The sequence below is a fragment of the Collinsella sp. CLA-ER-H4 genome (assembly GCF_040092395.1).
GTDB lineage: Bacteria > Actinomycetota > Coriobacteriia > Coriobacteriales > Coriobacteriaceae > Collinsella.
In genome coordinates this window covers 16,977-30,887 of the sequence record NZ_JBBNLQ010000011.1, presented here as the reverse complement: position 1 = coordinate 30,887, position 13,911 = coordinate 16,977, and the positions used below count along the sequence as shown (strand labels likewise).

10 protein-coding genes are annotated in these 13,911 nt (G+C 58.7%); 4 read left to right on the top strand and 6 right to left on the bottom strand.

Annotated elements, in window-relative coordinates:
- Positions 1-3: 3 nt before the first annotated feature.
- Positions 4-966, top strand: coding sequence for a UDP-N-acetylmuramate dehydrogenase (gene murB / locus AAAX34_RS07570; protein WP_347479640.1), 963 nt, complete (start codon positions 4-6; stop codon positions 964-966).
- 223 nt (positions 967-1,189) lie between these two features.
- Here murB and AAAX34_RS07565 read toward each other — a convergent pair whose 3' ends face one another.
- Positions 1,190-2,395, bottom strand: coding sequence for a hypothetical protein (locus AAAX34_RS07565; RefSeq protein ID WP_006235871.1), 1,206 nt, complete (start codon positions 2,393-2,395; stop codon positions 1,190-1,192).
- 266 nt (positions 2,396-2,661) lie between these two features.
- On the opposite strand from AAAX34_RS07565, the gene galE reads away from it, so the two are divergent.
- The 3 genes from galE (at position 2,662) to glgP (ending at position 7,845) form a co-directional block, all read left to right on the top strand.
- Positions 2,662-3,723, top strand: a complete 1,062-nt coding sequence (gene galE, locus AAAX34_RS07560; RefSeq protein ID WP_271744562.1) for a UDP-glucose 4-epimerase GalE — start codon at positions 2,662-2,664, stop codon at positions 3,721-3,723.
- Between the two features lie 208 nt (positions 3,724-3,931).
- Complete coding sequence (gene malQ, locus AAAX34_RS07555; protein ID WP_349110690.1) at positions 3,932-5,449, top strand: 4-alpha-glucanotransferase; 1,518 nt, start codon at positions 3,932-3,934, stop codon at positions 5,447-5,449.
- Positions 5,450-5,577: 128 nt separating this feature from the next.
- The gene (glgP, locus tag AAAX34_RS07550) at positions 5,578-7,845 is read left to right on the top strand and encodes a glycogen/starch/alpha-glucan family phosphorylase (RefSeq protein WP_349110688.1); all 2,268 of its coding nucleotides are present in this window, start codon (positions 5,578-5,580) and stop codon (positions 7,843-7,845) included.
- Positions 7,846-8,301: 456 nt separating this feature from the next.
- On the opposite strand, the gene ugpC is transcribed toward glgP, so the two are convergent.
- The 5 genes from ugpC to AAAX34_RS07525 all read right to left on the bottom strand — a co-directional run bounded on the left by ugpC (position 8,302) and on the right by AAAX34_RS07525 (position 13,693).
- Positions 8,302-9,501 carry a sn-glycerol-3-phosphate ABC transporter ATP-binding protein UgpC gene (ugpC, locus tag AAAX34_RS07545; RefSeq protein WP_138113449.1) on the bottom strand — a complete coding sequence of 400 codons (1,200 nt, stop codon included), beginning with the start codon at positions 9,499-9,501 and terminating at the stop codon, positions 8,302-8,304.
- Positions 9,502-9,569: 68 nt separating this feature from the next.
- Positions 9,570-10,409, bottom strand: a complete 840-nt coding sequence (locus AAAX34_RS07540; RefSeq protein WP_022095055.1) for a carbohydrate ABC transporter permease — start codon at positions 10,407-10,409, stop codon at positions 9,570-9,572.
- The gene (locus AAAX34_RS07535; RefSeq protein ID WP_006235864.1) at positions 10,409-11,263 is read right to left on the bottom strand and encodes a sugar ABC transporter permease; all 855 of its coding nucleotides are present in this window, start codon (positions 11,261-11,263) and stop codon (positions 10,409-10,411) included. Before AAAX34_RS07535 ends, AAAX34_RS07540 begins: the two co-directional genes overlap by 1 nt.
- A gap of 87 nt (positions 11,264-11,350) precedes the next feature.
- Positions 11,351-12,667, bottom strand: coding sequence for an ABC transporter substrate-binding protein (locus tag AAAX34_RS07530; RefSeq protein ID WP_006235863.1), 1,317 nt, complete (start codon positions 12,665-12,667; stop codon positions 11,351-11,353).
- Positions 12,668-12,973: 306 nt separating this feature from the next.
- A complete protein-coding gene (locus AAAX34_RS07525; protein WP_035137765.1) occupies positions 12,974-13,693 on the bottom strand; it encodes a GntR family transcriptional regulator in 720 nt (239 codons plus the stop codon).
- Positions 13,694-13,911: the final 218 nt, after the last annotated feature.

The window sequence follows — 13,911 nt, the reverse complement described above, 5'->3', positions numbered from 1 at the left end:
CGTATGCACGAGAACGACTTTTTTAACGAGGACCTGCTGTGCGCGCTTGCTGGCGTTGCCGGCGAGGACAACGTGCTGATGAGCGAGCCCATGCGCGAGCACACCACGTTTAAGATCGGCGGCCCGGCCGACGTCTTTGTCACGCCCGATACCGAGCAGGGCCTCGTCGCCACGCTCGACACCTGTTATCGCTGCGACCTGCCGCTCACCATCGTGGGCAACGGCTCCGACCTGCTCGTCGGCGACAAGGGTATCCGCGGCGTCGTCGTGGCGTTGGGCGAAGGCCTCTCCGACATTACGGTCGACGGTACGCACGTCACGGCGGCGGCCGGCGCCTTGCTTTCCGATGTCGCCGCGGCGGCAGCCGAGGCCGGTCTCACCGGCATGGAGCCCATCTCGGGCATCCCCGGATCGGTCGGCGGCGCCTGCTACATGAACGCCGGCGCCTACGGTGCCTGCATGGCAGACGTGCTGGAGTCTGTGCGCGTCTACAAGCCCGCCCGCATGCTCGACGACGGCACCCGCGGCAGCGGCAACATCATCGAGTTCGATGTCGATGAGCTCAACCTGGGCTATCGCAAGAGCCGCATCGCCGACGACGGCTTTATCGTGCTTTCGGCCACTTTCAATCTCGCCCCGGGCAACGCCGCGATGATCAAGGCCGACATGGACGACTACCGTCAGCGTCGCGAGGACAAGCAACCGCTCGACATGCCGAGTGCCGGCTCCACCTTCAAGCGCCCCGAGGGTTACTTTGCCGGCAAGCTCATCATGGATGCCGGCCTGCGAGGACACGCCGTTGGCGGCGCGCAGGTAAGCGAAAAGCACTGCGGCTTCATCGTCAACGCCGACCACGCCACCGCCGCCGACGTCGACGAACTCATCCGCCACATCCAGGCAACCGTCAAAGACCAATTCAACGTAGACCTAGAACCCGAAGTCCACCGAGTAGGCGAATTCCTCTAAAAAAAGAAGGCCCCGAAAGGGGCCTTCACCATATTTATTCAGATAACCCAGTCCGGTGTGTCGCGCTCAGGACCCGAGAGGGCCGCGTGCCCGCCCGCAATATATTTGATTGATCGCGAGTTCCGCACGCAAAGAAGGCCACTTAATGTGGCCTTCGTCTTGCGCAGGACTGCCCGAGCAGGCAATCAAATATATTGCGGGCGGGCACGCGGCCTAGTCGGCTTTACGACAGCGCAATACCGCCAAGCCAGCCCCAACGCACGCCAGAGCCAGTACCATAAAAGCTAATGAACGAATCGAGCGACTTCGATGTAATGGCACCCTCGTTGCTCATAACGATGCCGCCGCCAACGTAGATACCCACATGACCGTAGATAAGGCCCGGAGCACCCGTGCCGCTGTGCGAGGAATCGGCCACGATCATGCCCACCTGCAGCGCCGAGCGGTCGGAGCTATAGCACCAGGCGTTAAACATGTCGCACGCATTGCCTCCAAAGTAGCCAACGCCGGCGTTACGGAAGACATTGGTGACCCACGCCGCGCACCAGTTCTGACCCGGCGAAGGCGTGGAGTAGCACGCGTTGACGACAGCCTGCTGCTTGCCCGAGCCGGCATTCTGCTGCGGAGTTCCGGGCGCGTACGATCCACCACCCGAGCTCGAACCACCCGAGTAGGAATTGTTCTTGTTCGCGGCAGCCGCGGCAGCGGCAGCCTTCCTAGCGGCCTCCTCAGCCTGGGCGGCAGCGAGGATCTCGGAATCGCGCTGAGCCATGAGCTCCTTGACATCGTCAGAGAGGCCGTTCAGAACCGTCTGGACCTCCTGCTGCTTGGCCTGCATGTCCTGCATCTGAGCAGTCTGCTGGTCCTTGAGCTTCTCTAAGTCGGCTTTCTGCGACTCAAGCTCGGTCTTTTGCGCATCGAGCTCTTCCTGGATGGTCTGAATGTCCTCGATGGCGTCGCGGTCGCTCTTGTTGATCTTCTCAACGTAATGCGCGTTGGCGACGAGTTCCTCAAACGAGCCAGAGGCCAGCAGCAGCGACAGGATGTTCGTGCCGCCGGACTTGTAGCTGGCGGCCACGCGATCGGAAAGGTCGTTGCGCTTCTTCTTGAGCTCGGCCTTCTTTTCATCGATCTGGGCCTGCGTGTCGTCAATCTTGCCCTGGACATTCTCGATGTCGTTGAGGGTCTGGGCATTCTTGTTGGCCAGCGCCGCATACTCATTTGCGATGCTGTCGAGCTGGGCCTGGACCTCGTCGAGCTGGGCCTGGGCGGCATTCAGTTTATCGGTGGTTTCTTTGGAAGCCTCCGCCGCATGGGCGCGAGCGGGCAGGCCAAAAAGAACTGCCGCAGAAGCGGCGCCGAACAGGGCCTTGAGGGCAGTGCGGCGCGAGAGCTCCTGGGAAAGGATGGAATCGCTGTTTGGTGACATATGTACTCCGTTACATGCTTATTTATATGTCGCTCAACTCATACATATTAGCGTACATATGGCGCGTCCCAACGATTTCCACGAACGGCAGGAAACTGCAAGGTCGGCGGCTCGTAAGCAAATGCCAAAGATCAGGTTATGCGTACGCAAGCTCTTTTATGAGTACGTTAGCACAATCCTCTGCTTTTCCTACAGCGCACGATTTGGGCGTCCCTGCCTGCGCTATACTCCCCTGAAGAAGTGTTCCTGATTCGATAGGAGACTACATGTCCAAAGCACTCGACCCCAAAGACACCTGCGTCCTCGTTACCGGTGGCGCCGGCTTTATCGGCTCGCACACCGTCGTTCAGCTGCTCGAGGGTGGCTACCAGGTCGTCATCGTCGATGATCTCTCCAACTCCAGCGCCGTCGCCGTCGACCGCGTCAAGACCATCGTGGGCGACGAGGCCGCCAAGAACCTCACCTTCTACGAGGCCAACGTGCTCGACCGCGATGCAATGAACAAGATCTTCGATACCCATCAGATCGACCGCGTCATCCACTTCGCCGGTTTTAAGGCCGTCGGCGAGTCGGTGAGCAAGCCCGTCGAGTACTACCACAACAACATCGAGAACACCCTGGTGCTCATCGACGTCATGCGCAGCCATGGCTGCAAGTCCATCATCTTCTCGAGCTCCTCGACCGTCTACGGCGACCCGGACAACCCGCCCGTCACCGAGGAGGATCCTAAGAAGCCCGCGACCAACCCCTATGGTTGGACCAAGTGGATGATCGAGCAGATCCTTATGGACGTCCACACCGCCGACCCCGAGTGGGACGTCGTGCTGCTCCGTTATTTCAATCCCATCGGCGCCCATCCGTCGGGCCTGATCGGCGAGGATCCCAAGGGCATCCCCAACAACCTGGTGCCCTATGTCGCCCAGGTTGCCGTGGGCAAGCTCGAGGCCGTTCAGGTCTTTGGCAACGATTACCCCACCCCCGACGGCACCGGCGTGCGCGACTACATCCACGTGTGCGATCTGGCCTCTGGTCACGTTGCCGCCCTTAACTGGATGAACGGCAAGACCGGCGTCGAGATCTTTAACCTGGGCACCGGCACCGGCACCTCGGTACTCGAGGTCGTCGCCGCCTTCTCCAAGGCTTGTGGCAAGGAGCTGCCCTACGTGATCCGCGAGCGCCGCGCCGGCGACATCGCTGCCAACTGGTGCGATGCCTCCAAGGCCGAGCGTATGATGGGCTGGAAGGCCCAGTACGACATCGCGGACATGTGCCGCGATAGCTGGAACTGGCAGAGCCACAACCCCAATGGCTTCGCCGACGCCGAGTAGCAAAAACCTACATACCGCTCTTGCCCCGATCTCACGTTGTGAGGTCGGGGCTTTTTCATGGCATGTAACCATTCGCCGAAAATCGACCAACTTTTTTATCTTGCCTGTACATGTTTAAACAACATGTTTTACAATAGGCGTATCGAATCAGAACATCGGAGGCGGACTGCACACCCATCGGCAGGCCGACCCCACAACAAGAAGGTTGGTGAGCGCATTCATGGAGCGTGCAAGCGGCGTCCTCATGCCCGTCTCATCTCTGCCCGGACCATACGGAATCGGCGGCTTTGGTTGGAATGCCTACGACTTCGTCGATTTTCTCGCCTCGTGCAAACAACATTACTGGCAGATTCTGCCCCTTACGACGACCAGCTATGGCGATTCGCCCTATCAGTCGTTCTCGGCCCGCGCAGGCAACCCCAACTTTATCGACTTTGCCGAGCTTATCGAGGCAGGGTATCTGGAGCAGCGCGATATCGATGGCGTGTATCTGGGATCCGACCCCAGCAATGTCGACTACGGTGCCATCTTTGGTGGCCGCCGTCAGATTCTCGACCGCGCCGCCGAGCGCTTTGCCGCCGACAAGCCGGCCGATTTCGATGACTTTATCCAGGCCAACGAGGACTGGCTCATCCCCTACTGTGAGTTCATGACCGTCAAAGAGGAGTGCGGTCTCAAGGCGTTTTGGGAGTGGCCCGCGGAGCTCCGCACCCGCGGCGAGGCTTCCGCCAAGGTCTGCGCCGACCATCCGGCGCGTATGCTCTACCACCAGATGACGCAGTACTTCTTCGATCGCCAGTGGAGCCGCCTCAAGGCCTATGCCAACGAGCGCGACATTCTCATCATCGGCGACCTGCCCATCTATGTCTCGCGTGACTCCGTCGAGATGTGGGCGACGCCTGAGCTCTTTAAGATCGACGCCGCCGGCAATCCCGTGAGCGTCGCCGGCACGCCGCCCGACCAGTTCTCGGCCACCGGCCAGTACTGGGGCAACCCCATCTACGACTGGGACGCCATGGAGTCCGACGGCTTCTCCTGGTGGGAGGGCCGCATTCGCGCCGCCCTCGACATGTACGACGTCATCCGCCTGGATCACTTCCGCGGCTTCGAGGCCTATTGGGAGGTGCCGTTCTCCTCGCCCGATTCGTCCTACGGTTCGTGGACGCAGGGTCCCGGCCTCAAGTTCTTCAAGACGCTCGAGGAAAAGCTCGGCACGCTGCCCATCATCGCCGAGGACCTGGGCTTCCTCACCCCCGGCGTCATCGACATGCGCGACAACTCGGGCTTCCCCGGCATGAAGATCCTGCAGTTTGCCTTTGAGGGCACCAACTCGTACTACCTGCCGCATAACTACATCGCCAACACCGTCGCCTATGTGGGCACCCACGACAACGAGACGGCGCGCGGTTGGTTTGAGAGAACGGCCACCCCGCGTCAGCGCGAGCAGGCAGCCCTGTACACCCATCAGCAAGCCGGCGAACCCATGGCAGATGCACTCAATCGCACCATCGCCGCCAGCGTGAGCGACACGTGCATCTACACCATGCAGGACCTGCTCAACTTGGGCAACGAGGCGCGCATCAACACCCCTGCCACGCTGGGCGGCAACTGGACCTGGCGCATGCTCGACGGCGCCATCACCCGCGAGCTCGAGCACAAACTCACCGACTGGACCGAGACCTACTTCCGCATCCCGTCGGAAGCCGAAATCGAGCTTCCTCAATAGGAGCCACCGCGCCCGACCCCTCCCCACCGTGCGGACGCGCTTGCTTTTCCCGCGCGAGGCCACCCCAATCCCCTCGCGCGGGCTTCTTATGAATTGCAGACATGAAACAACCCATCACAGGAGAAAACATGCCCCGAATTAACCTCATGGAACTCGCCGAGCAGTCTTTTGGCACCTCGCTCGAGCAGCTCGACGACCGTCGCATTTACAAGCTGCTGGTCAAACTCGTGCAGGAGCGCTCCGCCGCCCGCCCGCTCAACAACGGCAAGAAAAAGCTCTATTACATTTCCGCCGAATTTTTGATCGGCAAGCTGCTCATCAACAATATGATCGACCTCGGCATCTACGACGAGGTTAAGGACCAGCTCACCGCCGCAGGCCACGACCTCAACAAGATCGAGGAGTTCGAGGTCGAGCCGTCACTCGGCAACGGCGGCCTGGGCCGCTTGGCCGCATGCTTCCTGGATTCCATCGCCACGCTGGGCTTGACCGGCGATGGCGTGGGCCTCAACTATCACTACGGTCTGTTCCGTCAGCGCTTTGTCGACAACCAGCAGAAGGCCGTCCCCGACGAGTGGCTCGGTGAGCAGGACATCCTAGTCGACGATGACCGCTCCTACACCGTCGAGTTCGGCGATTTTGCCGTTACTTCCAAGCTCGTCAACATCGATGTGCCCGGTTACGGCCAGCCCACCAAGAACCGCCTGCGCCTGTTCGACCTGGCGAGCGTCGACGACGGCCTGGTCCCCGGCAGCTCCATCGACTTCGACAAGACCGAGATCGCCAAGAACCTCACCTTGTTCCTCTACCCCGACGATTCCGACGAGCAGGGCCGCCTACTTCGCATCTATCAGGAGTACTTCATGGTGAGCAACGCCGCCCAGCTCCTGATCGACGAGGCCGTCGAGCGCGGCAGCAACCTGCACGATCTGGCCGACTACGCCGTGGTCCAAATTAACGACACGCACCCCACCATGGTCATCCCCGAGCTCATTCGCTTGCTCACCACCGAACATGGCATCGAGTTTGACGAGGCCGTGACCATCGTACGCTCCATGGTCGCCTACACTAACCACACGATTCTTGCCGAGGCGCTCGAGAAGTGGCCGCTCGCCAGCCTGCAGAAGGTCTCCCCTGCCATCGCCGACATTATCGTCAAGCTCGATGAGATCGCGAAGGCCGAGCACGATGACCCGCGCGTCGCCATCATCGACGAATACGACACCGTCCACATGGCCCACATGGACATTCACTTTGGCTTCTCCATCAACGGCGTAGCCGCCCTCCACACCAAGATCCTCGAGGACACCGAGCTTCATCCGTTCTACGAGATCTATCCCAAGAAGTTCTCCAACAAGACCAACGGCATCACCTTCCGCCGCTGGATCCATGGGGCCAACCCCGCGCTCGCCAACCTGCTCGACGATGTGATCGGCACCGACTGGCGCAGCACCGGCGATCTGAGCAAACTCGCCAAGTTCGCCGACGACAAGGACGTTCTTGAGCGTCTGGCCGCCACCAAGGTCGAAGCCAAGGCCATCATGCGCCAGTTCATGGCGCTCGAGCAGGGCGTGACCATTCCCTCCAACGCCATCATCGACGTCCAGGTCAAGCGCATCCACGAGTACAAGCGTCAGCAGATGCTCGCGCTCTACATCATCTGGAAGTACCTCGATATCAAGAACGGCAACAGACCTAAGCACCCCGTCACCATCATCTTTGGCGGCAAAGCGGCGCCTGCCTACACTATCGCGCAGGACATCATCCATCTGATCTTGACGCTGTCGCAGTGGATTGCAAACGACCCCGACGTGGCTCCCTACCTGCAGGTTGTCATGATCGAGAACTACAACGTCACCGCCGCCGAGCGCGTGATCCCCGCCGCTGATATCTCCGAGCAGATCAGCCTGGCCTCCAAGGAAGCGAGCGGCACCTCCAACATGAAGTTCATGCTCAACGGCGCCCTAACCCTGTGCACGCTCGACGGTGCCAACGTGGAGATTGCCGAGCTCGTGGGCGACGAGAACATCTATACCTTTGGTGCCTCGTCCAAACAGGTCGAGCAGCTCTATGCCGACGGCACCTACAACGCCGGTGTGCTCTACCGCAAGCCCGGCATCAAACTGCTGGTGGACTTCATCACCAACCCCGCCTTTATGGCGACCGGCAACGCGGAGCGCCTGCAGCGCCTGCACGACGACATCAAGGGCAAGGACTGGTTTATGGCCCTGCTCGACATCGAGGAGTACATCCAGACCAAGGAGCACGTGTTGGCCGACTACGAGGACCAGGACGCCTGGATGCGCAAGACGCTCATCAATATCGCCAACGCCGGCACCTTCTCGTCCGACCGCACCATCTCCCAGTACAACGACGAGATCTGGCACCTGAACTAATTTCGCTTCCCTTACCCATCCTCTTGAAAGCGGAGTCGCGGCAACGCGGCTCCGCTTTTTGTGCCCGCACGTTACCCTGCGAACCGACTCGACCAAACAATCTCGATCCATAACAACTACTCGGTAAAAACGGTCCCAGCTGTTACAGATTGAGACATACCGGCCCCTCCCCTTGGGTTTATCTCGATCTGTAACATCTAGCAGCTGAAATTCACCTTTGGTGTTACAGATTTAGATGAAATGGTTAGCTCAGCGGAACCGTCTCAATCTGTAACATCTAACGTCCGAAATCGGCCCTACCCGTTACAGATCGAGACAAACGACCGGTCAGACAATCCCAACACAAAGAAAGGCTCCCCTCTCGCCCAGCGGACGGGAGGGGAGCCTTATATGTGACCGCGGCAAAAGGATGGCAATACCGCAGTCGCCCAAAGGGAGGGCCTGGATGCACCGGGCCTAGATAAGGTTCTTGCCAGAGACCTTATCGAAGAGGTGGGTCGCGTTCTTCTCGAACTTGAACCAGATGGTGTCGCCAGCCTTGAGCGCGCCCTTGGCCTCGAGGTCGACGACGGGGATAATCAGGACAAACTGGCCGTCGGGAGCGGTCACGTGGACATGCTCGGTCGAGCCCATGAGCTCGGTCACCTCGACGGTACCCTGGAGCGCGCCCTCCTCGCCCTTGTCGGCAAGCAGGATCTGCTCGGGACGCACGCCGGCCGTAATCTCCTTCACGTCGCCGCCGTCCCAGTTGAGGGCAAGCTGAGCGCAAGTCTCGGGGGCGAGCGCCACGTTCATATCCTCGGTCTTGACGGTAAAGCCGTTGCCCGAGCGCACCAGCTGGGCATCGAAGAAGTTCATCTGCGGCACGCCGATGAAGCCGGCGACGAAGATGTTCGCGGGATGGTTGAAGACCTCCTGCGGCGTGGCGATCTGCTGGACGACGCCGTCCTTCATGACCACGATACGGTCACCGAGGGTCATAGCCTCGGTCTGGTCGTGAGTAACGTAGATGAACGTACCCTTGATCTCGTGGCGCAGCTTAATGAGCTCGGCACGCATCTGGTTACGAAGCTTGGCGTCCAGGTTGGACAGCGGCTCGTCCATCAGGAAGACCTTGGGGTCACGCACGATGGCGCGGCCGATAGCGACACGCTGGCGCTGGCCGCCGGAGAGCGCCTTGGGCTTACGGTCGAGGTACTCGGTAATGCCCAGAATCTCGGCAGCAGAGCGAACCTTGCGGTCGATCTCGTCCTTGGGAACCTTCTTGAGCTCGAGCGTAAATGCCATGTTCTCGTACACCGTCATATTGGGGTACAGAGCGTAGCTCTGGAACACCATGGCGATGTCGCGGTCCTTGGGCGCCACGTCGTTGACACGCTTGCCGTCGATGAGCACATCGCCCGAGGTAATGTCCTCCAGGCCGGCGACCATGCGCATCGTCGTGGACTTACCGCAGCCAGAGGGGCCAACGAGGACGACGAACTCCTGGTCGTGAACGGTGAGGTTGAAGTCCTCTACAGCGAGCACACCGTCCTCGGTAACCTTGAGGTTGTGCTTCTTCTCCTCGGTCTTCTTCTTTTTGCCAAAGAAGCCCTTCTTTTTGGACTCGGTGTTGGGATACACCTTCTGAACATGTTTGAGAACGATCTCGGCCATGTCTTTACCTTTCGATATGCGGCGCCGCGCTGAGGGGCGCCGCAGAAACTTGCAAAACAGTTACGGCATCAGCCCTTGACGGCACCTGCCACCACGCCGTCGATGATGTACTTCTGGCAGAGGATGTACATGATAACGATGGGGATAACGACCATCATGATGCAGGCCATCATGGGGCCGAGCTCGACGTGGCCGTAGCCGCCGCGGAAGTACTGGATCAAGATAGGAATGGTCTTGTACTTGGTGGAGTCGAGCGTAAGGTAGGGCAGCAGATAGTCGTTCCAGACCCACATGGTCTCGAGGATGCCGACCGAAAGATAGGTGGGCTTCATGATGGGAAGGACGATCTTAAAGAACACCTGGACCGGGTTGCAGCCATCAATCATGGCCGCCTCCTCGATCTCGAGCGGGATGTTCTTTACAAAACCGGCGAACATAAAGACCGCCAGGCCCGCGCCAAAGCCGAGGTAGATAAAGCAGATGTTGAACGGCGTGTTGAAGCCGATGCGGTCCGCCAAATTGGACAGCGTGAACATGAGCATCTGGAACGGCACGACCATCGAGAACACGAACAGGTAATAGAAGAAGTTCGAGATCTTGTTGTTGACACGAACCACGTACCAAGCGCACATGGAGCAGCACACCAAGATCAGCACGACCGACGTGACCGTGATGATGAGCGAGTACATAAATGCCGAGGCAAAGCCCTGCTCGTTAAGGGCGTGCATGTAGTTTGCGAGGCCGTTGAACGTCTCGGGCGTGAGTAGATCGAATGCCGTTGTGGTGCTGATTGCGGTCGCTTTCTTAAAAGAATTAAGCGCAATCATGAACACGGGGTAGATCCACGCGAGCGACAGGATCGTAAAGAAAATCGAGAGCGCGCGGTTGATAACCTTATCGCGTTTCATTACTGCTGCACCTCCTTGGACCTCGTGGCCTTAAGCTGGATCATGGAGATGGCCACGACCAGGATGCAGAAGATAACCGCCTTGGCCTGACCAATGCCCTGCCATGCGATACCGGCACGCGAATAGAACGTGTTGTAGATGTTCAGGGCGAGCATCTCGGTGGAGTGCGCGGGGGCGCCGCCGGTAAGGGCGAGGTTCTGGTCGAACAGCTTAAAGCCGTTGGTGATGGACAGGAACAGGCAGATGGTGATGGTCGGCATCAGGTTAGGGATCTTAACCTTCCAAAACGTCTGCCATGCCGTAGCGCCGTCGACCTTGGCGGCCTCGATGTAGTCGGACGGAATGGACTGCAGACCAGCGATGTAGATGATCATCATGTAGCCGACCTGCTGCCACAGGGTCAGGATGATAAGGCCCCAGAAGCCAGCAGCAGAGTTAAGAGCAATGAGCTGGGCGCCCACGTTGGAGAGCAGGCAGTTGATCAGAATCTGCCAAATGTAGCCCAGCACGATGCCGCCGATCAGGTTAGGCATAAAGAAGATCGTACGGAAGATGTTGGTGCCTTTGAGCGCCTTGCGGGTGAGCGCCTGCGCAATGGCCAGAGCGATTACGTTGATGAGCACCGTCGACAGGAAGGCAAACGCCACGGTAAAGAAGAACGACGTGGAGAACTGCGGATCGGACAGCGCGCGCACGTAGTTCTCGATACCGACAAAGTGCGCGTTACTAATGATAATAAACTGGCAGAACGAGAGATAGAAGCCCTGGATAAAAGGGATCACGAACCCGATCATAAACGCCAGGCACGTGGGCAGCATAAAGAGCGGCCACCAGCGCTTGAGTGCTTTGCCCATAAAAGGGTCCTTTCAATATGCAGGGGGCGGGCAAACCAACGTCTGCCCGCCCCCTGTCGCTAATCAGATAGCTTGGGCAGCAACTGCTTACTCGGAAGCGGCCTTCTCGGTCTTCCAGCCATCGACGAAGGCGTTCTTGACGCCGTCCCACTTGCTGTTATCGGCAGCGTAGGCAATCAGAGCCTGCTTGAGGTTCTTCTTCCACTCCTCGGAGGGAATGTAGACGAAGTCCCAAGCGACGGTCTTCTTGCCGTCCTTGGCCATGGCAACGGCCTGCTGCGAGAAGACGTTGGTGGTCTCCTTGGCGCTCTTGAACGGAGCGGTCAGGCCCATCTTGTCGGCGATGATGCTGGTCGGGGTGTCAGCGGTGACGCACCAATACATGAAGTCCTCGGTGGCCTTCTGGGCATCCTCGGAAGCCTGGGAACTGACGCACCAGTAGTTCTCGCCGCCGGAGCACAGGCCCTGGTTCTCCTCGCCGTCAACACCGATGTAGATCGGCATCATGCCAATCTGATCGTCGGTCATGCCGGCCTTGACGAGGTCAGAGTAGGCCCAAGAGCCGTTCTGGTAGAAGACGGCCTTGCCGGTTGCGAACTCGTTGGTGGCGTCGTCGCCGGTCTTGGAAGCAAGCTGCGAAGGATCGCAGGTGGAGTCGGTGATGTACAGGTCGAAGATCTGCTTGTAGTTGTCGAGGAACTCACCCTTGATCTCGTCGTCCTCCTGGTTGTGCTCCTTCTCAAACTCGTAGTAGAGCGGCATGTTGGCAAGGTGGGTGGTGTAGCGCCAGCTGGAGGAGTCGTCCATGCCGGCGGAAGTGAAGGCACCCTCGACACCAAGCTCGTCCTTGCGGGCCTGGATGTCGTCGGCACAAGCCTTCAGCTTGTCGAAGGAGTTGATGTCCTCGGCCTTGTAGCCAGCCTTCTCGAGCAGCTGCTTGTTGTAGATGATGCCGAAGCTCTCCTGAACCCAGTCGATGCACACATCCTTGCCGTCGGACTGCAGAGCCAGGGAGTCGTCAATGAGCTCACCGCGGAGCTTGGTATCGGACAGGTCGGCGCAGTAATCCTTCCAGTTCTTAAGACCGGTGGGGCCGTTGACCTGGAACAGGGTCGGAGCGGAGCTCTTGGACATCTCGGACTTGAGCTTCTCCTCGTAGGTGTTGGAGGCAGCGGTCACGATCTTGACCTCGACGCCCTTCTCCTTCTTATAGGCCTTGGCGATCTCCTTCCACTCCTTGTCGACCTCGGGCTTGAATTGGAGGAAGTAGACCTCGGCAGCGTCACCAGAAGCAGAGGAGCCGGAGCCGGCAGAACCACCGCAACCCACGAGGCCCAGACCAAGAACTGCAGCCGCGGAACCAGCAAAGCCCAGGAACTGCCTTCTGCTCATTTCGTTCTTCATTACAATCCACCCTTTCACACCGTGGCGGCACCCTTTGCCGCCGCCTTCGGAGATTGGCTCGGGGACTTTGCCCCTTTTGCTGATTTGAACGATACGCTATTTGGCTAGTTGTTTGAACAAGTATTACTAGAGCGGTAGAAAAACTTCGGTGAACGGTAATTTCAACTTGATACTTGACAAGTTTTGTATAAACAATTATTTGTTATCGAATGCAGAGAAAACGCCCGGTCAAGCCGATGTACCGTCGGTTTGACCGGGCGTTTTCTCTTTGAGGCCATGAGTCTCGTCAGGCTGCGAGCTAGCCGGCTATCGCTTGGAATTGACACGGTAATGGAAGATCTCGGGGTGTGTGCGAGTGTGCGTCACCTCAAACAAGATACCGTCCGAGGTGTACGACTGACTCTCCATGACGGCAACGCAGTTGTATTTGCCGAGGTCAAGATAGCTGCAGTCCTCATCGTTGGCGAGCTCGACACTCACCGTACGACGGCTCGCCATCACTTTGACACCGCGCTTGTGCTCCAGATAGCCGTAAATAGAATCTGCCGCGATCTCGGGAGTCAGGCCCTTGGCGATCGACGCCAAAAAATAGCCATGGTCCACTTGGCGCGCGTTGCCGTTGAGGCTTCGGACACGCACTACGCGAATCAACTCCTCGCCCACCTTAAAGCCCAGGTGACGAGAGAGTTGCTCGGTGCAAACCAGATGTTCGAAAGACTTAACGTCCGTAGATGCAACGGCATTGTTGCGCTTTGCAAACTCGCCAAACGACTCAACCTCTTCGAGTGCGCCCAACATGTCGGTTTCGCCCTTAAGCCAAATAACGCGCACGCCCTTGCCGTGTATGGGCTGCACAAACATCCCGTCGGCCAGCATACCCAAGGCGCGACGGACGGTATTGCGAGTGCATCCGAACTCCGCGGTCAGCTCGGCTTCGGTTGGCAGCATCTCCTGAAACGCATAGGTCCCATTAATGATGCGCGAGCGTATTTCTCGGTAGATTCCTTCGTATATCGCTTTTGGCATTGTTTCACCTCTACATTATTCATTTCCGGCTAGGCACGATAGCATTTCTTAAAGTTGTTTAAACCGAATATCGGTAAAGCGACAGGATTTAACCGTTGACGGTTTCTGTCATGCCCAAATCGGTTTCGCTCAAAACTGCCGGTACGACAATCGTCTGGTCCTCTACAATGAATCCATTGTTTAAACGTTTCCCCACGCGCAACGCGCCTCGATATTCG

Bases quoted from the DNA above. Each gene is read 5' to 3' on its own strand.
- murB (WP_347479640.1), top strand. From the start codon at position 4: ATGCACGAGAACGACTTTTTTAACGAGGACCTGCTGTGCGCGCTTGCT.
- AAAX34_RS07565 (WP_006235871.1), bottom strand. From the start codon at position 2,395: ATGTCACCAAACAGCGATTCCATCCTTTCCCAGGAGCTCTCGCGCCGC.
- galE (WP_271744562.1), top strand. From the start codon at position 2,662: ATGTCCAAAGCACTCGACCCCAAAGACACCTGCGTCCTCGTTACCGGT.
- glgP (WP_349110688.1), top strand. From the start codon at position 5,578: ATGCCCCGAATTAACCTCATGGAACTCGCCGAGCAGTCTTTTGGCACC.
- ugpC (WP_138113449.1), bottom strand. From the start codon at position 9,501: ATGGCCGAGATCGTTCTCAAACATGTTCAGAAGGTGTATCCCAACACC.
- AAAX34_RS07540 (WP_022095055.1), bottom strand. From the start codon at position 10,409: ATGAAACGCGATAAGGTTATCAACCGCGCGCTCTCGATTTTCTTTACG.
- AAAX34_RS07535 (WP_006235864.1), bottom strand. From the start codon at position 11,263: ATGGGCAAAGCACTCAAGCGCTGGTGGCCGCTCTTTATGCTGCCCACG.
- AAAX34_RS07530 (WP_006235863.1), bottom strand. From the start codon at position 12,667: ATGAAGAACGAAATGAGCAGAAGGCAGTTCCTGGGCTTTGCTGGTTCC.
- AAAX34_RS07525 (WP_035137765.1), bottom strand. From the start codon at position 13,693: ATGCCAAAAGCGATATACGAAGGAATCTACCGAGAAATACGCTCGCGC.